The organism is Pedobacter sp. BS3 (assembly GCF_008274585.1).
Taxonomy (GTDB): domain Bacteria; phylum Bacteroidota; class Bacteroidia; order Sphingobacteriales; family Sphingobacteriaceae; genus Hufsiella_A.
The window spans coordinates 1,252,133-1,274,848 of record NZ_VTRT01000001.1; the positions used below are offsets into that span (position 1 = coordinate 1,252,133).

The 22,716-nt window shown below is 42.5% G+C and carries 19 protein-coding genes; 8 read left to right on the forward strand and 11 right to left on the reverse strand.

Features of this window, described 5'->3' with window-relative positions:
• Positions 1–175: 175 nt before the first annotated feature.
• Entirely contained in the window at positions 176–1,360 is a 1,185-nt protein-coding gene (locus FW774_RS05265) for an ATP-binding protein (protein WP_149347070.1), read from the reverse strand.
• A 283-nt stretch (positions 1,361–1,643) separates the two neighbouring features.
• On the opposite strand from FW774_RS05265, the gene FW774_RS05270 reads away from it, so the two are divergent.
• The 5 genes from FW774_RS05270 to FW774_RS05290 all read left to right on the forward strand — a co-directional run bounded on the left by FW774_RS05270 (position 1,644) and on the right by FW774_RS05290 (position 8,655).
• Positions 1,644–2,624, forward strand: coding sequence for an MraY family glycosyltransferase (locus FW774_RS05270; protein ID WP_149347071.1), 981 nt, complete (start codon positions 1,644–1,646; stop codon positions 2,622–2,624).
• Between the two features lie 271 nt (positions 2,625–2,895).
• Complete coding sequence (locus tag FW774_RS05275; RefSeq protein ID WP_149347072.1) at positions 2,896–3,123, forward strand: hypothetical protein; 228 nt, start codon at positions 2,896–2,898, stop codon at positions 3,121–3,123.
• Between the two features lie 623 nt (positions 3,124–3,746).
• On the forward strand, positions 3,747–5,711 hold the full coding sequence (locus FW774_RS05280; RefSeq protein ID WP_187774813.1) for a polysaccharide biosynthesis protein: 1,965 nt from the start codon (positions 3,747–3,749) through the stop codon (positions 5,709–5,711).
• A 16-nt stretch (positions 5,712–5,727) separates the two neighbouring features.
• Positions 5,728–7,335 carry a gliding motility protein RemB gene (locus FW774_RS05285; protein ID WP_149347073.1) on the forward strand — a complete coding sequence of 536 codons (1,608 nt, stop codon included), beginning with the start codon at positions 5,728–5,730 and terminating at the stop codon, positions 7,333–7,335.
• Positions 7,336–7,473: 138 nt separating this feature from the next.
• Positions 7,474–8,655 (forward strand): glycosyltransferase family 4 protein, encoded by a 1,182-nt coding sequence (locus FW774_RS05290; protein ID WP_149347074.1) that lies wholly within the window; start codon positions 7,474–7,476, stop codon positions 8,653–8,655.
• Here FW774_RS05290 and FW774_RS05295 read toward each other — a convergent pair.
• The 6 genes from FW774_RS05295 to FW774_RS05320 all read right to left on the reverse strand — a co-directional run bounded on the left by FW774_RS05295 (position 8,600) and on the right by FW774_RS05320 (position 14,030).
• Positions 8,600–9,166, reverse strand: coding sequence for an NUDIX hydrolase (locus tag FW774_RS05295; RefSeq protein ID WP_149347075.1), 567 nt, complete (start codon positions 9,164–9,166; stop codon positions 8,600–8,602). The two genes, FW774_RS05290 and FW774_RS05295, sit on opposite strands and share 56 nt — an antisense overlap.
• A complete protein-coding gene (locus tag FW774_RS05300) occupies positions 9,159–9,572 on the reverse strand; it encodes a hypothetical protein (RefSeq protein ID WP_149347076.1) in 414 nt (137 codons plus the stop codon). Before FW774_RS05300 ends, FW774_RS05295 begins: the two co-directional genes overlap by 8 nt.
• 217 nt (positions 9,573–9,789) lie before the next feature.
• Positions 9,790–10,581, reverse strand: a complete 792-nt coding sequence (locus FW774_RS05305; protein ID WP_410522725.1) for a TPM domain-containing protein — start codon at positions 10,579–10,581, stop codon at positions 9,790–9,792.
• A 17-nt stretch (positions 10,582–10,598) separates the two neighbouring features.
• Complete coding sequence (locus tag FW774_RS05310; protein ID WP_149347077.1) at positions 10,599–11,024, reverse strand: TPM domain-containing protein; 426 nt, start codon at positions 11,022–11,024, stop codon at positions 10,599–10,601.
• Between the two features lie 9 nt (positions 11,025–11,033).
• Positions 11,034–11,615 carry a LemA family protein gene (locus tag FW774_RS05315; RefSeq protein ID WP_149347078.1) on the reverse strand — a complete coding sequence of 194 codons (582 nt, stop codon included), beginning with the start codon at positions 11,613–11,615 and terminating at the stop codon, positions 11,034–11,036.
• 357 nt (positions 11,616–11,972) lie between these two features.
• The gene (locus FW774_RS05320) at positions 11,973–14,030 is read right to left on the reverse strand and encodes a dipeptidyl-peptidase 3 family protein (protein WP_149347079.1); all 2,058 of its coding nucleotides are present in this window, start codon (positions 14,028–14,030) and stop codon (positions 11,973–11,975) included.
• Between the two features lie 210 nt (positions 14,031–14,240).
• On the opposite strand from FW774_RS05320, the gene FW774_RS05325 reads away from it, so the two are divergent.
• Both FW774_RS05325 and FW774_RS05330 read left to right on the forward strand, forming a co-directional pair.
• A complete protein-coding gene (locus tag FW774_RS05325) occupies positions 14,241–15,326 on the forward strand; it encodes an MraY family glycosyltransferase (protein ID WP_149347080.1) in 1,086 nt (361 codons plus the stop codon).
• A gap of 31 nt (positions 15,327–15,357) precedes the next feature.
• The gene (locus FW774_RS05330; protein ID WP_149347081.1) at positions 15,358–16,167 is read left to right on the forward strand and encodes an alpha/beta fold hydrolase; all 810 of its coding nucleotides are present in this window, start codon (positions 15,358–15,360) and stop codon (positions 16,165–16,167) included.
• A gap of 141 nt (positions 16,168–16,308) precedes the next feature.
• On the opposite strand, the gene FW774_RS05335 is transcribed toward FW774_RS05330, so the two are convergent.
• From FW774_RS05335 to FW774_RS05350, 4 genes are read right to left on the reverse strand one after another with little or no spacing between them, the layout of a single operon-like run.
• On the reverse strand, positions 16,309–17,499 hold the full coding sequence (locus FW774_RS05335) for a family 43 glycosylhydrolase (protein WP_242457734.1): 1,191 nt from the start codon (positions 17,497–17,499) through the stop codon (positions 16,309–16,311).
• 51 nt (positions 17,500–17,550) lie between these two features.
• On the reverse strand, positions 17,551–18,918 hold the full coding sequence (locus FW774_RS05340) for a glycoside hydrolase family 27 protein (protein WP_187774814.1): 1,368 nt from the start codon (positions 18,916–18,918) through the stop codon (positions 17,551–17,553).
• Positions 18,919–18,964: 46 nt separating this feature from the next.
• Positions 18,965–20,014 (reverse strand): hypothetical protein, encoded by a 1,050-nt coding sequence (locus tag FW774_RS05345; protein ID WP_149347083.1) that lies wholly within the window; start codon positions 20,012–20,014, stop codon positions 18,965–18,967.
• Between the two features lie 20 nt (positions 20,015–20,034).
• Positions 20,035–20,916, reverse strand: a complete 882-nt coding sequence (locus tag FW774_RS05350) for an AraC family transcriptional regulator (protein ID WP_149347084.1) — start codon at positions 20,914–20,916, stop codon at positions 20,035–20,037.
• 469 nt (positions 20,917–21,385) lie between these two features.
• On the opposite strand from FW774_RS05350, the gene FW774_RS05355 reads away from it, so the two are divergent.
• Positions 21,386–22,681, forward strand: a complete 1,296-nt coding sequence (locus FW774_RS05355) for a hypothetical protein (protein ID WP_149347085.1) — start codon at positions 21,386–21,388, stop codon at positions 22,679–22,681.
• Positions 22,682–22,716 lie beyond the last annotated feature (35 nt).

Below are 22,716 nucleotides of genomic sequence, written 5' to 3' on the forward strand. Positions count from 1 at the left end.
GTCTTATAACCTTATGCTCCCCTCAACCTCAACCAGCCCTCCGCCCATGAACTATGAACCCCCAACTCATAACTTCCGGTCTCTCGGACACTTTCCCCTCATAAACTCATAACCCCTATAACCTTCTAAACTTATCCTTGAACTAAGTCCCCACGGCAATGAGCGGACAAAAGCCTTACATACTGCTCACAAGCTCCAGAAACGGTGTGAGCCCGATAACTTCAACCCCGTTGGCGATAGGATATTGTTCCGGACCATGGTACACGATAAACTTTTTCACCGCCTGCACGTCCGCACAGGCCTCATGAAAGCTTCGTTTAATAGTGGGAGCAGAAGAACGTTTGATCTCAATGGCCCACACCTCATTGTCCGGGGTTTCCAGTACCAGGTCTATTTCGGCCTGGTTACTGCTCCGGTAATAACTGTAACGCCATTTATCAGAAAGTTGTAGCAGGATGTTCTCAACAACAAAACCTTCCCAACTGGCTCCCAGTACAGGATGTCCTAACAGGTTTTCGAAGGAAGATATGTTAAGTAACCGGTGAAGTATTCCCGAATCCCGTAAATAGATCTTTGGGGATTTAACTAACCGCTTTTTGGTATTACCAGACCACGGTTGCAGTTGGCGGACCATATAAAAATCAGTCAGTATATCCAGGTAAGAGCGAATGGTGGTGTGACTTAATTCCAGGCTTCTTCCCAATTCAGAAAAAACTACCTGCTGCCCGTGATAATGCGCCAGCATAGACCAGAATGTTTTTATCCGGTTAGCTTGCACCTGCGGGCCCATCAGCGGGATATCGCGTTCCACGTACGAAGCGATAAAATCTCCCCGCCATTCCCAGCTTTCGTGGTCTGTTGCCGCCAGGTAACTATCCGGGAATCCCCCTCTGAACCAGAGTTTATCGTATGCCGTACCCAGGGCATCTTCCTGTAGGATTTCAAAGATGTTAAACGGGCTCAATTCCAGGTATCGGATACGGCCGGCCAATGTTTCTGCAGTATGTTGTAACAGGTCTTTGGAAGCGGAGCCTAACAGCAGGAACTGTCCTGTTTTTTCTCCCGCTCTCCGGCGGATATCTACTAAGGCTCTTAATGTCCTGAACAGGTCAGGTTTGCGTTGCACTTCATCAATAATGAGCAATTGACCTTCCATGCGCTTTAAATAGGCTTCAGGATCGCTCAGTTTGTTGAAATCCGAATCCAGTTCCAGGTCTATATACGTGGTTGGTTTGCCGGTTTCTTTGACAATAGACAAGGCTAATGTGGTTTTTCCAACCTGTCTGGGGCCCAGTAAGGCCACAACGGGCATGTTGTTCACGGCATAAAGTAATTGCTGATGAATACTCCTTCTGATCATGTGTTAGCACCTTTAAGAATAGTTAAAGATACTAATTTCCATGTAAATTGAAAGTTTTATTTTCAATTTACATGGAAATTAGTGCATTTTTTATGTAAATTGAAAGTCGTATTTTCGTTCGACAGGATATACATTTTAACTTCCGGTCTCTTAAACTCCGGCTTCCTTACCATGAACCATCCGCTCTGAACGATGAACACGCTCATTCGTAACTTCCGGACTTTCCGACTCTCAAACTTTCCGACAACATTGCCATCTCCTGAAAAATCAACATCTTTGCGGCATGAATCTACTGTTGATCATCGGAACTATCCTTTTCTTCTTTATTGTTGAAACCGTATATTTCAGAATAGCCGACCGGTATAACATTATTGATAAACCCAATCACCGCAGTTCACACAGTTCGGTTACTATTCGTGGAGGTGGGATTTTATTCCCCATAGCCGTATTGGTATTTTCCGGGTATTCCGGTTGGACATATCCTTATTTTACTATCGGGTTACTGGCTATTGCAGCAATCAGTTTCCTGGATGATATTTATACACTGGATAATAAAATTCGTCTGGTAGTGCACCTGGCAGCCGTAGCCTTACTGTTTTACCAGTTGGATATATATCAATTATCGTTATTCTGGTTATTGCCCACATTGATATTCGTGATCGGCACGATCAATGCCTATAACTTTATGGATGGTATTAATGGCATCACCGGTGGCTACAGTCTGGTAACCCTGTTAACATTATGGTATATCAATGAAAAAGTGCAGCCATTCGGTTCTTCAACTTTGATGATAGTAATTATTCTTTCACTTCTGGTGTTCAACTATTTTAATTTCCGGAAAACAGCCCGTTGTTTTGCCGGGGACGTAGGCAGTGTAAGCATGGCATTTATTATCCTGTTTTTCCTGGGGCAGTTACTGGTAATTTCTCAGAATCCGGTATATATCTTTTTATTATTGTTGTACGGCCTGGATGCGGTGACAACCATCTGTTTTCGTTTGATCCGTAAAGAAAATATCTTTAAAGCCCATCGTAGCCATGTATACCAGTTTCTGGCTAATACAAAAAAATGGCCGCACGTATGGGTTAGCATCAGTTATATGATAGTTCAATTAATCATTAACCTGTTTATAATAAGTTATTCAGAATACTTTCGTGATTCCCTTTTGGGTTGCGTAGTATTTTTACTGATTACAACAATACTATTTATAGGGTGCAGGTTAATCTTTGAAGGGAAAAAATACCTGTTTGGAGAGGTTGATTGATTTGTCTTGTTGATTAGTATGCTATCTTTACGACCCCATCCACTCCTCAACCTTATCCTCAACCAGCCCTCCGGCGGCGGCGGGCCGGACTGCAGAAAATGATAGCACGATCCACTGTTCAAAACACGCAAGGATATTATAGCCGCTTCCTATAACCTCATACACTCATAACCTCCTCAACCAGTCCTCCGGTTGCCATGAGCAGTGAACAATCTCATAACTTTTGATCTCATACGTTGACAGTTTAACTGATAAAGTATAAATTTGTTATATGGATTTGCAGGCAGATAAAATAGAGCTCGTTAAAATGTTGCTTGAAACAGAAGATAGGGATTTAATTGAAGCTGTCAGGGATTTGTTTAAAAGCAGGCAGGAGGATTTTTGGCCGGGGCTGCCGGTTCATGTAAAAAAAGGAATCAAAAAGAGTAAAAAGCAGGCTACGTGTGGTTTGCTGACAGCCCATGATGAAGTAATTAAGAAGTACTCAAAGTATCTATGAGTCTCCCGGTTTATTAGACTGATGAGGCGACAGAAACATTCGATGCTATAGTAAAGTTTATCGAAGAAACATGGAGTGAAAAGGATGCTAAGAAATTTGTTAAAAGAACCCTGGAGGTAATAGCAACCATATCAGTTCAACCTTACATATTCAAAAGATCTGTTTCAGAAATGTACGTAAGGGTTTGATCAGTAAGCAATGTTCTGTATTTTATCAGGTGATTCAGAAAAAGTCACAGTTTTATGGTTTTGGGATAACAGGCAAGATCCTGTTCTCTAAAAGGTAGTATCGGTAAATTATAAGCTACTAACATACACGTACAAACTCACTGTTAGTACCACCTCAGCCTTATCCTTGCCCTCAACCGGCAGTGCCTGTAATGTTTGATAGGACTGTGGTCTTACACTATCTTATAACCTCATAAACTTATAACCCTATACACCCCTCAACCTTATCTTCGGCCTCAACCTAAAAGGTAATTAACATGGACGATAGCTGGTTGGCCAATAGGCGAAATTGCCTCTCTATACAAGAGATAAATTCAGATAAACATTAATATTTTGCAAAAGTAAAACAAGATTAAACTATCTTTGTTGCTGACTTAAAATTAGCAATATTGTACCTTGTTTACACGCATTAATATTGTACCCCGCTGGATCATCTTTACCATAGACTTGTGTTGTTGCCTGGTATCTATGGTGTTTGCCTATTTTATCAGGTTCAATTTTGATGTTACCGATATCAATACCACCGAATTAAGCCGTAACCTGTTGGTTACCTTGGTTATTAGCAGTATTGTATTTTACAGTGTGCGTACTTATGCCGGTATTATCCGTTATACCAGCGCCCAGGATTCGTTCCGGATATTAACGGCGGTGCTGATCAATAATGCCTTGTTTTTTTTCACCAATTTGCTTTTGGTTGCCTTTGCCCGGCCGGTTATCATCAGTAATGTGGTATTGGTCATTAATCTGCTGTGCAGCTTCTTACTGCTGATCACCTACCGGGTGTTGATCAAATATTTCTTTTTGTATATCAAAAATCTGCGTATCGATCGGAGACGGGTAGTATTATATGGTGCAGGCGAAAACGGTGTTGCTGTAAAACGTACCTTGGATCATGATGCCACGTTGAATATGCATGTGGTTGCCTTTATTGACGATGATGAGCGCAAAGCTGGTAAAGTAATCGATGGTGTTAAAATATTCCTAACTAAAGAATTTAAATTATTGGTACAGCAGGAGTTGGTTAATGATATATTGATTGTTGCAGATTTGCCGTTGGAGCGTAAAACCACCATTGTGGATTTCTGCCTGGAAAATAACATTAAGGTATTAACCTTACCGCCTGTTCCTAACTGGATCAACGGACATATCAATACCCGGCAGATACAGAATATCAAAATTGAGGATCTGCTGGAGCGGGATTCCATCGTGATCAATACCGATGCCATCCGTGAGCAATTGCGGAATAAGCGGATATTGGTTACTGGTGCGGCGGGTTCTATCGGAAGTGAGATTGTGCGGCAACTGGCAAAGTTTTCCCCGCAGATGATCATCCTGAATGATCAGGCGGAAACACCGTTGCATGAACTGGAACTGGAATTACAGGATAAAGACCTGAACAACGATTTTAAAGCCTTTATCGGTGATGTTCGTGATGCCGCCCGGATGGAAATGCTGTTCCGGACGTTTAAACCACACTATGTATATCATGCGGCAGCATACAAGCATGTGCCGATGATGGAGCATAATCCATCCGAGGCCATACGTACCAATGTGATGGGAACACGCACCATAGCCAACTTAGCGCTAAAATACCAGGTGAAGAAGTTTGTAATGGTATCTACCGATAAAGCGGTAAACCCAACCAATGTGATGGGAGCATCCAAGCGTATCGCCGAGATATATGTCCAATCGCTTTACCAGGCCATTGAGCGGAAAGATAAACTATTCAGCAATGGATTAAGCTATCTGAATGCCACGTTAAGACAGGTAAATACCAAATTTATTACCACCCGCTTTGGTAATGTGCTGGGTTCTAACGGTTCGGTGATTCCCCGCTTTAAGGCACAGATACAAAAGGGAGGCCCTATCACGGTGACTCACCCGGATATTACCCGTTATTTCATGACCATTCCCGAGGCCTGCCGTCTGGTGCTTGAAGCCGGCTCAATGGGTAATGGCGGCGAGATCTATATATTTGATATGGGGCAATCGGTCAAAATTGCAGAGCTGGCCAAAAAGATGATTCGCTTATCCGGGTTAATCCCTAACCAGGACATTGCGATAGAATATACTGGTCTCAGACCTGGCGAAAAGTTATATGAAGAACTATTGAATGATAAGGAAAATACGGTGCCGACACATCATGAAAAAATTATGATCGCTAAAACCCGCTGCTATGACTTTGAGCAGGTGAACAAGGAGGTGGAAGAGCTGATCCGATTAAGTAATGAATGTAATGACAGGCAGGTTGTGCTGAAAATGAAAACGATAGTTCCGGAATTCATCAGCAATAATTCAATTTACGAGGAATTGGATCACCCGGAAGTAATTGTTCCGGATAATATTGCTTCCTTGTTATAACATCCCTGTTAATTTAATGAAGAGATTAGCTAAGATAGTGGCGCTATGGGCTTTTGCTGCAAATGCCTGGGCACAAACGCCTAACCAGGTAATACCATACACCTACCAGTTTTACCAGAAACTAAATAATGTAGTCTATTCTAAGGAAACACGGTTTCACAGTGCCATAAGGCCTTCTTTTGCAGACGACTCTGTTTTAGCCGGACGCTATAATGAGCTGATGAGTTTAGGGGTAGATACACTTCAGAAACACTCCTGGGGACATCGTAAGCTATTTAATGAACACCTGCTGCAATTCAGAGATAGTGATTACCAGGTATATGCTGATTTCCTCCCGGACTTCCAGGTGGGGAAAGAGTTCGCAGATCAGAAAACCACCTGGCTGTATACCCGTGGTTATCAGGTAGGCGGAAATGTTGGTAAAAAGTTCTCATTCTATACCAGCGGTTATGAAAACCAGGGTGTGTTCCCTAACTATCTGGAGAGCTTTATCGATTCTAACAAGATCATTCCGGGACAGGTAAATGGTAAGATCAATAAGGCAACGAAAGATTGGGCCTATGTTACTGCTTTATTATCGTACACGCCCAATAAATATCTGAATCTGGCTTTAGGATATGATAAGAACTTTATTGGTGACGGCTACAGGTCGATGCTGTTGTCGGATCTGGCGGCTAATTATTCTTTCTTCCGGTTAAGGGCCTCGTTAGGAAATGTAACTTACCAGGCTATATACGCTTATATGGCTGATCCCGGGGCCGAACGATTCACTACAGACCGGCGCCTGGGCGACCGGCATAAATGGGGTGTATTTCATTATGTGGACTGGAATGTGAATAAGCGCCTGTCGTTGGGATTTTTCCAGGCCATAACCTGGGCCGAGGCGGAGAAAGAAGGCTATCGGGGGTTTGACTTTAATTACATTCATCCTTTTGTGTTCTTGAGGCCTATTGAAGGAGCGAACAGCACCTCGCCGGATAAATTACGTTTAGGGCTGAATACCAAATATGAACTGTTTGAAGGTATGGCTTTATACGGGCAGTTTATGATTGATGAATTTACAGCAAAAGAATTTTTTGCCGGCAATGGTTATTGGGCTAATAAATGGGCTGCTCAATTTGGGATAAGGGGAGCTGATATATTTCATGTTAAAAACCTCAATTATTTGTTTGAGTTTAATACAGCCCGGCCGTATACCTATTCGCATTTTGACCGGGTTTCCAATTATGCGCATTACAATCAGCCCTTAGCCCATCCATTTGGGGCAAACTTCAGGGAGTTTTTAAGCATATTGAATTATAGCGTAAAGCGTTTTGACTTCCAGGGACAGCTAAATTATGCCCGCTACGGGTTAGATCCTGCAGGTGAGAATTATGGAAAGAATATCTTCCTGTCGTATGATACCCGTAGTGTGAATTATGGAAGTCATGTAGGACAAGGTATCGGTACCGATTTTTATTATGGTGAAGGAAAAGTAGCTTACCTGCTCAATCCAAAATATAACCTTCGCCTGGAGCTGGGCGCTGTTGCCCGGATAGAAAAGAATAGTCTGGCAACCAATAAAACCGGCTGGCTGACGTTTGGTCTGAGAAGTTCATTCAGAAATTTATACCAGGATTTCTGATTCAATGTGTGTATATTAGGCAGGATGATTTATACTCTCTCTGTTTTTCCGTTCTCTAGAAACGTAACGTTCAATAGTAGGATTCAATCATTCTATAGATGTCTAAAAGATAATGGCTATCCTGTTAAATTAATAGTATTGTCAGCAAACCCAATAGCTATTAATGCCCAAACCCCTAGCGAAGAAAGAGAAGATATTATAATTTTAGACCTTAACAAAGGGAACTTTATTCAGCGATTGGCTTTTTCTAACTCCAAGCGAAATGGGTCATTAAGGTTATTCTGGTTGCTATATATACTTCATTATATCATTTATTTTAAAGATATTTATTCTACAGACCAATTGTTTAAACATTATTTTAATGTAAATGCTCAATTGACAAGTAATGATATTATCATATGCTCTATTCCGCCTACTGGTTTTCTCATAAAAACATATAAGTTGATAAAGAAAAATACTATTCCATTAATAGTAGATTATAGAGATCCCTGGACGTATGGTTATCGTATATTAAATGTAAATCATATATTTTATTTGTTTAGAGTGCTTTTAGAAAGAAGGGCAGAGAAAAATATATTATCCTATGCTTTGAATGTTTTTACTGTTTCAGAAAGCCTCAAACGTTTTTTTCCCCGTAAAATCCGCGGTAAAATTTCTGTTCTGAAAAACGGTGCTAACGTTTCAGCGATTAATAAAGAGCGGATTACTGACCAATTCGATGTATTCAGGATAATATATTCGGGTACGCTATACCGGTCCCAGCTAAAAGACGAATCCTTCTTTTTTAACCTCATTTGCTTTATTGAAACCAATCATATTAAACCGGGGCAGTTGGAGTTGTGTTTTTTGGGAGCGGGGCAGGAACTTCTTTTAAAAAAGATAATTAATAAATATCGACTGAATGATTTTACCACAATATCTGATCGATTACCATTAGAAGAAAGCATGGAAGTTATGTGCTCGGCCTCTGTATTCCTTCATCTAAAATATGGTTCAAGGTCAAAAATCATCACCTCCAAGCAAGCCGATTATTTGGCACTACAAAAGCCAATACTTTTGCCCCTGACGGATCATGGCGATATTGCTCAAAGCATAGTTGAGAATAATGCTGGTTATGTATGTAATAGTAAGGAAGAATGCCTGGCTGCGCTAAACGAGTTATGGCGTAAATTTCAGAATAAAGAAAGCTTTGTTATCGAGCGCCCAGCCGATTTCCACTATAAGCTCAGTCGTGAATATGAAGCCCAGAAATTAGTGGCTATTGTTAAAGAGCTGATGGATGAGCGATCTTCTGAAGCTTCTCCAGCGCATAAAAAATAGCGCTGGCATGTAAAGCCTGCTCAAACTGGTTATTGAATAACATTTCTTTCAGTTTATTGATGCTGACCAGCTCCACCTCAATTTCTTCCCGTCCGTCCAGGTGCTGCTCCCGGACTTTTCTGCCGCCGGTAAGTAAAAAGCTGTAGGTTTTATTTCCGGCTGTAGATGGATTGGCATATAGCGTGGCGATAGGTTCGATGGTTTGAAACTCATAGCCGGTTTCTTCAGATAACTCACGTTTAACCGCTTCCTCCGGTGTTTCGCCGGGATCAATACATCCGCCCGGAATTTCAGTGATCACCTTACCGGCAGCATGGCGGTATTGCCGGATAATAATGACCTCGTTATCTTTTGTAAGAGCAACGGCATTTACCCAATCCGGATATTCCAGTACATAATAATCATCAATGATAGTTCCGTTGGGCATGCGGCAGGTATCTACCCGGAGGGTTGCCCAGTTTTCTTTAACAAGGTATTCAGACGAAAGACGCTCCCAGTTCAGCTTACTCATATTGATCGGTGTTCAGGAATTTATCAATCATCTCCCGTTTGCTCAGGTTATCCAGCGATTGCTGGTGATACACCTGCTCCAGACGGTTAAAAATAGCCAATACAGCATGAAGCTTATGATATGTTTCGTCGGTATCTTCAAAGGGATGAGCGCTCTCAAAAATAAGTGTTGAAAGAATGTTAAGCTTTTCTGCATCCAGGTTGCTGTTTTGGAGTGTTTGCTCAAAATCAGCAGTGCTGAAGCTGTCTGAAAAATAATCCTCGGGGATATCGAAACTTTCGTTCAGTACTTTACGGGTTTGGGTATGGGCATCATCAATATTACCTTCTTTCTTAAGATTAAGGATACGTGCAAGCGCCTCACGTAATTTTTGAATTTCGGTACTGATTAAATCTTTACGTAACATGTTTTCTTAGTTGTTAGTGATTAGTTGTTCGTAGTTAGCAGCCTTTAACTTTCTACTTTTAACACCTTGTCTCTTGGTTCTTGCTTGGCCTCATCCCTAACTCTTCTCCCAAGGAGAAGGGAACCGGCCTATGCTATTTATATTTGTTCCTACTTCTAATATTGTTTTCCGCTTTTAGCTCACCTTATGCCTCACACCTTTCTGCCTTCTACCTCACTTACCAGCTTCCGCTGGCGCCACCGCCGCCAAAGCTTCCGCCACCAAAACCGCCGAATCCACCGCTACCACCTCCCCAGCTGCCGCCACGACCTCCGCCCCAGTTTCCGCTGCTGCCGCGACCCATGGCATTACCCATCAGGAACCACCAGAACGGACTGGCACCGCCGCGGCTGCCGATAACCTGGTTACCGCCACCACCCCTGCGGGAAATAATGATCAATATGATAATAATGATGAGGATAATTAATCCTACGGAACCACCCTGATCCTTCTGTTTGGGCTTATCGTTTTTATATTCCCCTTTGGTATAAGCAATAATGGCATCTGTACCCTTGTCCAGTCCGGCATAGTAATTGCCTTGCCGGAATTCAGGAGTTATCTGGTTTTCAATAATTCGCTTGGCAATAGCATCCGGAAGAGCGCCTTCAACGCCATAGCCGGTTTGAATGGTGATCTTCCGGTCGCCGGTAGAAACCAGTATCAATACACCGTTGTTTTTTCCCTGCTGACCAATTCCCCATTTCTGGGCAAGCTGAGCACCGTAATCAGCAACTTCATAGCCGTTCAGCGATGGAATAAGAACCACGGCAATCTGGGTTGAGGTTGAATCGTCAAACCGGACCAGCTTTTGCTCTAACTGGTTAATCTCATTAGCGGACAGGGTATGAGTGTAATCGTTGACCAGGGTATTGGGTTTTGCAGGAAAATCCTGTGCCTGTAACAGTAAGCCTGCCCCGCAAATGAAAAAAACGAATAGAAAAAATCTCTTAATAAAATAATACACGTTTATCAGTTTAGCGGGACGGGTCAAAAGAACGCAATATCATCAGATAGCTCATTTTTATCACCATCCCGGTAAGGGAAATAGGCTTTTAACTTCTCACCGGCAAGCCTGATACCGGTAATAATACCTTCGGCCATATCGCCCTGCTTAAAGTATTGCAGCATTTGCTCTTTGGTATCGTTCCAGAAGTTTTCGGGCACAACGCTATTGATGCCGGAATCGCCGATAATGGCAAACTTACGATCCTGAGTTGCCAGGTAGATCAACACGCCATTGTGCAAACTGGTTTGCGACATGCCCAGCTTATGAAAATACTCCGCCGCACGGTCGAGTGCATCTCCAGGGCAGCTTTTCTCTATGCAAATGCGTATCTCGCCTGATGTAAGCGCCTCGGCATCTTCAATAGCCTTGCGTATCTGCTGTTGTTCCTGTTCAGAAAATAGGGCCATTGTTTAGATTTAAAACTCAACTTTGGGAGCTTTGTTGGCGCCGGCTTCGGCCTGGAAGTAGCCTTTTTTCTCAAACCCGAAGATAGAAGCGGTAAGATTAGTAGGGAAACTGCGGATCTTAGCATTGTATTCCTGCGTAACCTGGTTAAACTTCTGCCGCTCAACCGTAATACGGTTTTCCGTTCCCTCGATCTGGGCCTGCAATTCCTGGAAGTTGGCATTGGCTTTTAGTTCCGGATAGTTTTCTGTAACCATCAGCAGACGCCCCAGGGCAGAGCTTAATTCACCTTGTGCCGCCTGGAATTTCTGGATAGATTCCGGGGTAAGCTTGGTAGGATCTACCGTAACCTGGGTTGCCTTAGCCCGGGCCTCTACTACCTGGGTGAGTGTTTGCTGCTCAAAATTAGCGGCTCCTTTTACTGTATTGACCAGGTTGGGAATAAGGTCGGCCCGGCGTTGATAAACATTTTCTACCTGGGCCCATTGTGCCTGTACCTGCTCATCAAGTTTTACCATGCTGTTATAACCGCATGAGCTTAAAGAAAATAAGGCTATAGCGCCAACAAATAAGATATAAAGGTTTTTTCTCATGATGAATGTATTTTTCAATGTTTTGAATATACGATTTTGATTGCAATTAACAATTGTTGTTACAATAATGTGTTAAATTTCTTTGGGTTATCAGCCCTGTATGTAAATGTTATTGAAAAAAAGCACAAAGCATAGCGAAGACCATCTTCCAAAGGAAACGGAAAGAGATCCTGAAGTATGGATACGTTATCTATAGCAATTCTATGCCATTACCGTTCTTTATGATTATTAACCCCAGCTTGGTTATTAGCATATTGGTTTACAATATAAACCACACAATTTGTTCCGCCACATGTATATGGTTTTAATCGAACTCAGGTATTATAAATAACCAAACCAATAAATCACCGGATCAATTTAATTCATCACCGGCAGGAACGCGTATTTTTTGCCATAATCAAGCATCTGCTTAAAAAACGAGGTGGGATACACTACTTTAACATCGGTGATCTCATCGCTGTTCATTACAGGCTGCAATTCCGGCTGGATAAATCCTTTATAGGGTTTAATGTTTAATTTAGCGTAACGTGCCAGCACCTCGTTCAATAAATCCTGGTCAACTTTTACGCCATAAGTTTCAATGAGATTTTTACCGGCATTAAAATCGCCTTCAGATTTTACGCGTTGTATTTCGCGGAGCAATTGCCCGAAAAGCTGGCGAAGTTTCTTATAATCATTGATCCTGGTATAGGTCTTGCCGTTTTCCTTAACAAATTCGATAACGTGATCTTTTTTACCCTGTTCATAGGCCCAGCGGGCAATAAGCTGCCGGTTACGCATGTGCGCTTCCTCGATGTTATCGCCCGGTTTAATACGGGTAAGCTGGGTAATCAGCCCGTTCATGATATAGCTATCGTATTCGGCTTTGCCCACTTCCAGCGAAGGCATGACACCGATATCCACCAGTTTCTGATCCAGGATATAGTACAGTCCAACCAGGTCGGCACGGGCCTCCTCTAAAGCCGAAGCATAATTTTTGAGTGTTTTTTCCGGTGTTTCTACACCGGGATTGATCTGTCCCGAAGCGTGGCCGATACACTCGTGCATATCGGTATGCAGGTCAGAAGCCAGGTCGCCATATTTTTTCAGCCGTGCTTTCACGCTATCGCTGTAAGCAAATTCGTCCAGCAGTCCGCTGCTACGGCCGGCAACATTGTACGAATGGATAATGTTGCTGAGCGAAACCGACTTAGAGCCATATTCCTTGCGGATCCAGTCGGAATTGGGCAAATTGATGCCAATAGGTGTTGAAGGAGTTGCGTCGCCCGACTCGGTTACTACGGTAATCGCTTTGGCGGTAATACCTTTCACCTGTTTCTTTTTATGCTGTGGCATCAGCGGCGAGTTATCTTCAAACCATTGTGCCTGACCGGCTATAGCCTGTATGCGTTTGGTTTCTTCAAGGTCTTTAATGGAAACCACGCTTTCAAAGCTGCCCTTTTTGCCGATGGCATCGTTATAAACTTCAATAAATCCGTTTACTACGTCTACGCGTGATGTGGTATCGGCCACCCAGGCAATGTTATAATCGTCGAAATCTTTCAGATTACCGGTTTTATAATAGTTTATCAGCTTCTGTAGGGTCAGTTTTTGCTGCTCATTTTCGGCCACTTCAGTGGCTTTGTTCAGCCAGTAGACGATCTTTTCAATGGCAGAACTATACATGCCGCCTATTTTCCATACCTTTTCCTTTATGGTGCCGTTTTCCTTTACCAGTTTAGAGTTTAATCCCCATAAAGGCTGATCGCCTTTTGCATCAAAGCGGTTGTAAAAGGCCTCAACCTCTTTTTGAGTGACATTTTCATAGAAATTATTCGAGGAAGCGGTAATGTTGTCGATGTTCGGCGAGAGATCAACCATTTTAGGCTGAAAATCCAGGTCGTAAACAATGGGTTTGAGGCGGATCAGGAAAGCATCAACACTCTCGCCCTTGTTCAGGGGAAAGCCCCTGGCATCTGAACCCTTTACCAGCGTACTGAAATATTCAAACGAACATTCGGGAATGAACTTTTCATTGCCATAATGGTGATGATTGCCGTTGCTGAACCAGAAACGTCCGCTGTAGGTTTTAAATTTTTGCCAGTCGGCAGAACTGGTATCGCCTTTATAGGTATTAAAAATATTCTCTAACGTTTTGCGGATGAGCAGGTTGTATTTGCCCCGCTGGTCGTAGATAATATCGCGGCCTGACAGAGCGGCTTGCGACAGATAGTAACATAATTTCTTTTGTTGCAGGCTCAGTTCATCAAAGCCTGGTACCTGGTAACGCAGTACCTGCAGATCGGCAAACGATTCTGCTTTTACTTCAAAAGTATCGGCCGTGGCAGAAGCCGATTGGTTTGACGATTGATTTTGCGAGCATGCGCCTAACAGGGACAGGCCTGCAATAGCGTAAAAAAAGAAATATGGTTTCATAACTTTATTAAGTGTCAAATCAAAATTAAATTAATTATCTTAAAGTCAGCAGGTATATGCTTTCTTTTAGTTTTGCTGTAAAAAATATTCAAAGAAAATCCTGGGCAAAGCACTATGCATCTCAAATATGACAAATTTGTTGCAGTTGTTGTTTTTTTTTGCGAAGATTGTAATCATAAGTCTCTCATTACTTGAAATTGAAAAGTGCGTATGCCCGAACCTTTATTTTACATCTCCGTAGTACTGTTCTCCTTTTTGCTCGTCCTTTTAGCTATTCCGTCTATTATTCACGTAGCTAAAGAGCGCTCGCTTTTTGATGATATGGATACAGACCGGAAGGATCATAGCTGCCATATTTCGCGTTTAGGCGGTGTCGCTATTTTCTGTAGTTTTATGATCACCTGCCTGGTTATGGCGGGCATTAATGGTTTTGGTACGCCTAACTACCTGCTGGCTTCGGCCATGATACTGTTTGTGGTAGGTCTTAAGGATGACCTTTGGGGCGTCAATCCAAGCACTAAATTCGGGATGCAGTTTATTGTAGCCTTGATCATGGTATTGCTGGCCAATGTGCGCCTGACAAGCCTGTATGGGGTATTTAATATTCACGATCTGCCGTACATTCCCAGCGTTATTATTTCGGTGCTGGTTATTATGTTCATCACCAATGCATTTAACCTGATTGATGGCATAGACGGCCTGGCTGGTATAACCGGTATTGTTGTAAGCATAGCCTTCGGGGTATTATTTGCCCGGATGAAGGAAGTTACACTATCGTGCATGGCTTTTTCACTGGCGGGCGCTTGTATGGGTTTTCTGAAATACAATTTTACGCCGGCAAAGATCTTTATGGGCGATACCGGATCGCTGCTGATCGGTTTTATAGCAGCTGTATTGAGCATCCATTTTATCGAGCTGAATAAAGTAGGTGTATCGCCTAAGCTGTTTTACAGTTCGGCGCCATCTATTGCCGTTGCCATACTGATAGGCCCTATATTTGATGCCATACGCGTTTTTGTTATCCGTATAGTAAAGAAGACCTCGCCATTTGCCGGCGATAGAAATCATATCCATCACCGGATGCTATTGTTAGGCTTGAACCATCTGCAAACAGCATTTATCCTGCTGCTGTTCAATGTACTGATGATATACGTTACCCTGCTGATGCGGGATTTTGGCAATTTCCTGCTGATCGGTATCCAGTTTTCCATTTGTGTGCTGTTTAATATGATCTTGTCGTATCTAATCCGTTCAAGACAGCGGAAATCTTACCGCTTTATCAATTTCCTGTGGTAAACAATTTGTATGCATTTCGGTTAAACCGGATATGAATATATCTGTAAAAGATCTGGGAGATGTAAAGGTCTCTTACCGGCTGATCCCTTCCGAAACATCATATACACTTGTTTTTATTCACGGATTTCCATTCAACCAGTCGATATGGGACCCTCAGATGCAGGCTTTGCAGCGTTATGCCGATCTGCTGAGTTATGATGTGCGTGGGCACGGCAATACGGTATCATCGCACCGTTTTTTCAGTATAGACTTGTTTGCCCGCGATCTGCTTCAATTAATAGACAGCCTGCAACTGAAGCAGGTTGTTTTATGCGGTATATCCATGGGCGGTTATATTGCCCTGCGGGCAATGGAAATTGATGCCGGGAAAATTACCGGCTTGATCTTGTGCGACACCAATGCTGTTGCCGATAGTAACGAGGCGAAGCTTAACCGGTTTGCCGGTATTGACACCCTGCTAAAAAATGGCAATGTACCGTATGCGGACAATTTTGTGGGTAAGGTACTGGCGCAATCTACATTACAGCATAAGCCGCATGTTGTGCGGCATGTAAAACAAACCATTACAGAGAACTCACCGGAAGATATTTGTGCAACATTATTAGCACTGGCTTCACGTACGGATACGTCGGCCGGTCTTTCAAAAATAGCCGTTCCGGTATTGGTTATTCGCGGAGAGCATGATGCATTAATGAGCAATGAGCAGACCCGGCAATTAACTGCCGGTATCAGTAATGCTAAGCTGGAAATCATTCCCGGTAGCGGGCATCTGCCCAACCTGGAAAACCCGGTTGAATTTAATAAGGCTGTGAGTGATTTTATGGCCGGCCTTTCCGGATAATTTCAGGTCAAAAGAGTTAAGGAAGCTGTTTCATACCAGGCATATTAGCCCTGATATCGCATGACGGGTAAACTGCATAAGTTTTAAATAATATTCCGGTCTGCCGGGGCAGGCCGGCGTAAAAATGCGTCAAAATTCGCCTTACTTTAAGCTTTTGTAAAATTGTTCTGTGCGTTTAATATCAGGCATCAGCTTGTTGTTTTCCCATTTTACAGCTAATACGGCGGGTCTGCACGTAACAGGATATATTTTGCCCATCTCGCCCCTGGGATTGAAAAATGTGGTAGACCACCAGTTGCCATCTTTATCCGTAAATAGATTGTTGTGTCCGCCTTCCAGAATTGCCGGATACCGGGGGCCATACGGGCCATAAATATTATCTGCTTCGGCTACTACCACATCATAGCTGTGCACTAATGCTTTGTTACCGTTTTCTATATATGAGAATTTGTTTTTCCCCGGCTCATCACGTACGCACCATACAGTTTGCAGTAGCTGGTATTTTCCATGATGCTTAACCATATAAACCCCCTCAATATATTGTTCGGGATTGTAAGGGGTTTCTTTAAAACGCCTGAAAGGTTCTGCCAGACCGCTCAGATCATCTTTCATTTTAGCGATATAATGATCTTTGCCGATGAAATATACCTCACCATTGTCATCTTCGAATAAAGTTCCATCAATACCGGAATAAGGTAGTTTTTCTGTATTGCCGGGAATTGCAATAACCTCTTTAGCCGAAAAAATGGGGCCGTTGCTGTTACCGGGTATATTAACATAAGGGCCGGTGGGTTTTCCCGATACACTTTTTAGCACAAAGGAGCCTACTTTCCCGCTCAGGCAGGCTACCAGTAGCCATTGTTTTTTACTTTTTATATAATGAAGTTCCGGCGCCCATGCGGCCCGGTACATAGAATCGAGCGGCTCACCGTTAACTCCTCTTGCCTTTGGTTTTAGCGGCACTCCCTTTTTCTGCCAGGTAGCATCTTTATCAAATGACCAGATTCGGCCTAAAGGCTTCCACACTTTCATATCGGCAGATTGCCACAGGTATATCCCGTCATTATAGTCCCAGGGATGTATGATGTTGTTTTGAAACTTACGATCTGGCGGAGCAGTAGTACCGGTCATATAATACATACTATCGGGGCCGTAGGTGATATACGTATCACGCATCCAATAGTCAAAAAGCGGCCTTACAATATCTGGTACGGTATATCTCTTATCACCAACGGGGGCGTAGGGATCACTATATTGTTGAGCATAACCTGATTGAGCTATAATGAGCAGATAAAGCATGAAAGCTCTTTGGAGCCAATGATTATTCATCATAATAATTTGATTAACGATTTAAAAAAATGGATTTATAACCTTCGCTGAATATTATTTTATCTCATATTTACAGAATAAAACACCACCTGCATTGATCTTTACCTCTTTGGGTGCAGATGAGCTGACCGTACCTAAGTTTTTATCGTTCCAGACATCCTGTAAACTTACGGCTGTGCCTTCAAATCCTAATAACGTGCTTGTAAGTTTAACGGTTACGGCTTCACCGTTGCGGTTAAAGATCCCGATCCAGCCTTTCTGAGGCATGTTTTTATTGGGAGTTTTCCATATTTCAATGTTGTTATGGTCTGAAACAAGTTTACCAACCACGCCATTTTCATTACAAGCCAGCATTTCTTTGTTGGTGAGCAGTTCAAATGTAAAATCGTCGCTGGTAGGCAGATCGCCGCCCATAAATAAAGGCGATGCGCTTAATGCCCGCATAGCCATGAACGTGTATTTTTGGTCGGCATTAAAAAAGCTTATATGCTCACTTTGTTTAACTCCGTGTTTATTTGGATCTGGTTTAGCGGTCAGGTAGTTTTTATCGGGATTGTGCAGGCATAAATGCCCGAACGGGATCATATCCATATCTAACCAAAACCCATCATGATCGATATTGCTCCATTGCTTCCATGCTGTAAATACCCTGTCTATTCCAATCTGGTCATCCCACACATCGCGGGTTACGCGTAGCATATTGGCCTGCTTATAGGTTTGGAAATATTCGGGCCTGGAATCGCCGCCGGGCGATAAGCTCAATACAACCGGTTTCCCGGTTTTTCTTATTGCCGAAATAACCGCGTCAATTTCATCCGGATGCCCGGCAATATCATCAGCCTTTATAAAATCTATTCCCCAGCTAACCAGTAAGGCAATGTAAGAGTCGTAATATTGCTGTGCACCCGGTTTCTTCATGTTAATGCCATAATTATCATGGTTCCATTTGCATAACGAAGTGGTATCTGCAATATCTCTGGCCGTATATTTAGTACCCAGTACCGGCATGTTTTTTCTATACGCTATACGCGATATGCCACGCATGATATGAATGCCAAATTTTAAACCTAAGGCATGCGCCCGGTCTGCTACTGCTTTAATGCCTCCGGGAAATGTTTCTTTGTTCGGTATATACCTGCCGTAGTTATCCAGGCTCATGGTAATGATCTTTCCCTGGGCATCTTTTACTTTATTCCAGCCTGCGTCAATTACAAAGTATTCATAGCCAAACGGCTTAAGTCGTTTGGCCATTACTTCCATATTGGCAAGCATGGCTTCCTGTGTTGGGTACATGCCGTAGCTGTCCCAGCTATTCCATCCTTTAGGCGGAACTTTGGTTTGAACGGACTGTGCCATCACGGTGTGGGAAATAAGTATTGCTACTATAGCGGTAGCTGTTAATTGGCTTATGAAATATCTCATGGTTATCAGATTTACATTATTAATATAAAGCAGTATCGGTTGTGATTTAATGTTTTTGAGAATTGCTAATTGTATAATGTATAAAATTTTTAAAGGCTTTACCATTTTCCCTTAAGCTGCCATCGGCATTTTGCAGTGCAATGGCTTTTCCGTCGCCGCCATCGCCACTATACCATATTACAAAATCCATGTTCAGTTCCGAAGTTTTCTGGAGCAGGTTTGTAACAATAACCGGCGAGGGAGCTAATTGCCCTATTTCTGTAGTTATAACAGGCTTCCCGGTGCTTTTTTTCAAAAAGGCTGTGATGTCATCTAATACGTTAACGTCAGTTTTAGTTGAAATATCTGCTCCTTTCAGGCCTCTGCCGGGGGTGTACCAATGGAAATTTATATAATCCACGTCTGAGCTTTTAATGGCTTCCAGCACGCTGGTGGCAAACCGTATTTTCTCATTGTTAGAAATGATCTTTGCCAGGTTGCGTACCTTATAGTCGGGAAAGATCTTGCGGGCAAAGATATCCGCCTCATTCGTCCGGCCATGTTGTATCATATCCTGGTAAGTTAGCATGGCAACAAGTGCGCTGGTAATACCACCGTTGCTTACTTTTATTCCCATCTGGTGGGCAATCTCAGTGCCCGCCTTTAGCTCGTTGATATAATCCTCTGCCGTTCCGGTATGATATAACGGATTATCTTCCTCATTTTCGATAGAGACCAAAGCGGGTTTATACTTTGTTAATATTTCCCTGACAGTTTTTTTATAGGCCGTTATATCGGTTGGAAAGGGTACAGGGCCGTTAACCGGCGCACCGGCGTTTATATTCAGTATGATTTTCAGGCCGGCTGCGGTGATAGCTTCACAGGGGATGCATTTACCGTTCCATTTATTTAACCATATCCGGGTTCGTACATAAGGTACGCCTAAGTCTTTGGCAACCCGTATGGTGGTTGCTATCCCAATGGCCTTATTTTCGGTTTTATCGGCCAGTATGCCGAAAGGATTTTTGACAGACCTGTTTTCTACGGGTTGTGGGAAACGTAATGCTGATAGCAGCATAAAGCCCGTAAGCAGGGATAATAGCATAAATTTCATCATGAGTTAAACTAAATTATGGCTTATGCCTGTTTGGTTCTGGATGACAGAACATGGTTATAATATTGCCGGTACTCGTATGGTGTTAGCTGCATCATGGTTTTAAACTGACGGTTAAAGCTTGCAATAGATTTAAATCCCGATTCAAAGCATATTTGTGAAACAGAATAATTGGTTTCAATGAGCAGCTTGCAAACATGGCTGATTTTAATCTCGTTCAGAAAAGCCGAAAAGGTTTTTTGAGCGTGCTTTTTAAAGTATTTGCAAAATGCCGGTATGCTCAGATTGGCTACTTCGGCTATTTCTTCAAGTGTAATGTCATGGCAGAAATGGTTCATAATAAACTTATACACTTTATCAATGCGATGCGTATCGGGCGAAATAAGCTGGTGATTGTATCCTCCTTTTAGTAATGGAGATACTTCATTGGAGCAGGCCAGCTCATTCAGAATATCTAATAAGGCCGTTACTTTTAAAAACTCGTCTGTTAATTCTGATAATTGCTTTATACGGTCGGCCAAAAGCTTGTTGACGCTTCCTGTGATATTTAACCCGCTTACCGACCTGCTTAACAGCTTTTTGATAGGCTTCATCTCCGGACGTTCAAAGAAGCCTTCACCTAAAAAATCTGCCTTGAAATGGACCTCGATAAATTCCGCGTCGGGCCCCTTAAGCTCATCGTTACGCCATAAATGAGGAGTATCCGGGCTGATTAAAGCACAATCGCCTGCCTTAAAGGTATTAATGCTGTGGCCGATAAATTTTGATCCCTGTCCCTTAAATACATATATCAGCTCAAATGCGGGATGAAAGTGAAGCGTTTCTTCATAACAGGGAGATACGTGCCTGTTTACCGAGACTGTTACATCATCAGGCAGCAGCAGCTTTTTTAATAATAGTTTCATAATTGGGATGGTTGGTTAGTAAATAATAAAGGCAATTTTATGCCATCAATTAATAATTGTTAAACTGACAATTATTAGTAAAGTTAGAAAAAAAATCACTAAAACAAATTTTAAGCACATTTTAGCGTAGTGAATCTTTGTAATTAGCTGATTGTCAGGTAAAAGAAAATGTATCTGACAAGGGAGGAAACCATCCCGGTATATGGATTTATAACGGGTTACGGTGGCATATAATTGAGAACATTCCACAAATACAGCCATCAGAAATGTATTCAGCTATACCCATAACAGGGGATATAAAAAAGCTATAAATAGATAATTTTTAAGAAGTTTTGTGTGCGAGACAACCCTAATATTGTCATACCAATTATTCATAACGCTGCACTTAAATAATAATAAGGCTAAGTAAAGCCTGATAATAACTTATAACAGGATAAACGGCTAAATATTAATTAAACACATTTTTAATATGAAAAGATCTTTACTACTGTTAGCCTTTGTGAGTGGATCTCTTACCAATGCAAAAGCGCAATACACCACTTTGTTTACGCAGGATTTTGAAAGCAGCACAGCCTATACGGATTATATTGGGGGCGCTAATAAGTTCGCGTACATCAACACTGATAATTCAGCTACGAACACGATAAGCATTACCGATGGTAAGCTGACCTTTGCTAAAACAGATGCATCATCCAAAGCCTCGGCAGGAAAGAGCAGTCTGGCCGCAACCTTTATTAAAGCATCGTTTGATTTTTCTGTTTCAGGTAACACAAGTGAATCGGGTAATGCCGTTATAATTTCTTATGGTAATGGTTTTACAAGCACTACCGGTAACCCTGGCATAGGTATTACTCATTCGCGGATTTTTATCGCATTTCAGTCTGTTAGTGGTAAATTTTCAGTATTACCCTATGAAAGTCCTGCACTACCTGTACCAACAGATCCATCCTTAATATTTAGCGGCGAACAAACCATAAGCTGGTTTATAAATAATACAGGCTCTGCCGTAACATATCCGGCCCCCGATGGCACAAACCATAACCTGGCAGATGATTCTTATGATGTTTGGGTAGGTGCCGGAAACACCACAGCTACTCAAAAGCTTATTGTAAACGGGCATACCGCGGCAACCGGCACTGTAGACCTTAACAGCTTTAAGATCGGATACGTTAACAGCACGGGGACGATACAGCTTGACAATATCACGGTGCAATCATTTACACCGCTACCGGTAGACTTAGTTTCTTTTACCGGCGAAAATGCGAATGATAATATACGTTTACACTGGACAACCGCGTCGGAGCTGAACAATTCACACTTTGAGATCGAGCGCTCGGCAGACGGTAAAATATTTACAACGATAGGCTCGCTGCCTGGCAAAGGCACTACGTCTACTCCAGGCGATTATACATTTACAGACAGAGAGCCGGTTCAGGGAATAAACTATTACCGTTTACGCCAGGTTGATTTTAACGGGATGGCTACCGAATCATCGATCATTGCCGTTCGATACACCTTTCAAACAGATAACCTCAATGTGTATGTAAATAATAACCAGTTAACTGTCAGGGTACAATCACCAGATGCGATGCCGGCCAGTCTGAAAGTATGCGATATAACCGGGAAGCGTCTGCTTTCGGCTGAATTAAACCTGCAAAAAGGGGCTAACGCGATTAGTTTACCCGCAGATAAGCTGACAAACGGGATACTGATAGGGAGCCTGAATATAGGTGGTAAAGTTAACGTTGTGAAATTTAGAAAGTAGTGTTGCATGCCCATTATGGCATGGAATCCTGGTAC

Bases quoted from the DNA above. Each gene is read 5' to 3' on its own strand.
- FW774_RS05345 (WP_149347083.1), bottom strand. From the start codon at position 20,014: ATGATGAAATTTATGCTATTATCCCTGCTTACGGGCTTTATGCTGCTA.
- FW774_RS05355 (WP_149347085.1), top strand. From the start codon at position 21,386: ATGAAAAGATCTTTACTACTGTTAGCCTTTGTGAGTGGATCTCTTACC.
- FW774_RS05320 (WP_149347079.1), bottom strand. From the start codon at position 14,030: ATGAAACCATATTTCTTTTTTTACGCTATTGCAGGCCTGTCCCTGTTA.
- FW774_RS05330 (WP_149347081.1), top strand. From the start codon at position 15,358: ATGAATATATCTGTAAAAGATCTGGGAGATGTAAAGGTCTCTTACCGG.
- FW774_RS05295 (WP_149347075.1), bottom strand. From the start codon at position 9,166: ATGAGTAAGCTGAACTGGGAGCGTCTTTCGTCTGAATACCTTGTTAAA.
- FW774_RS05310 (WP_149347077.1), bottom strand. From the start codon at position 11,024: ATGGCCCTATTTTCTGAACAGGAACAACAGCAGATACGCAAGGCTATT.
- FW774_RS05340 (WP_187774814.1), bottom strand. From the start codon at position 18,918: ATGAGATATTTCATAAGCCAATTAACAGCTACCGCTATAGTAGCAATA.
- FW774_RS05300 (WP_149347076.1), bottom strand. From the start codon at position 9,572: ATGTTACGTAAAGATTTAATCAGTACCGAAATTCAAAAATTACGTGAG.
- FW774_RS05350 (WP_149347084.1), bottom strand. From the start codon at position 20,916: ATGAAACTATTATTAAAAAAGCTGCTGCTGCCTGATGATGTAACAGTC.
- FW774_RS05285 (WP_149347073.1), top strand. From the start codon at position 5,728: ATGAAGAGATTAGCTAAGATAGTGGCGCTATGGGCTTTTGCTGCAAAT.
- FW774_RS05315 (WP_149347078.1), bottom strand. From the start codon at position 11,615: ATGAGAAAAAACCTTTATATCTTATTTGTTGGCGCTATAGCCTTATTT.
- FW774_RS05275 (WP_149347072.1), top strand. From the start codon at position 2,896: ATGGATTTGCAGGCAGATAAAATAGAGCTCGTTAAAATGTTGCTTGAA.
- FW774_RS05270 (WP_149347071.1), top strand. From the start codon at position 1,644: ATGAATCTACTGTTGATCATCGGAACTATCCTTTTCTTCTTTATTGTT.
- FW774_RS05335 (WP_242457734.1), bottom strand. From the start codon at position 17,499: ATGATGAATAATCATTGGCTCCAAAGAGCTTTCATGCTTTATCTGCTC.
- FW774_RS05325 (WP_149347080.1), top strand. From the start codon at position 14,241: ATGCCCGAACCTTTATTTTACATCTCCGTAGTACTGTTCTCCTTTTTG.
- FW774_RS05265 (WP_149347070.1), bottom strand. From the start codon at position 1,360: ATGATCAGAAGGAGTATTCATCAGCAATTACTTTATGCCGTGAACAAC.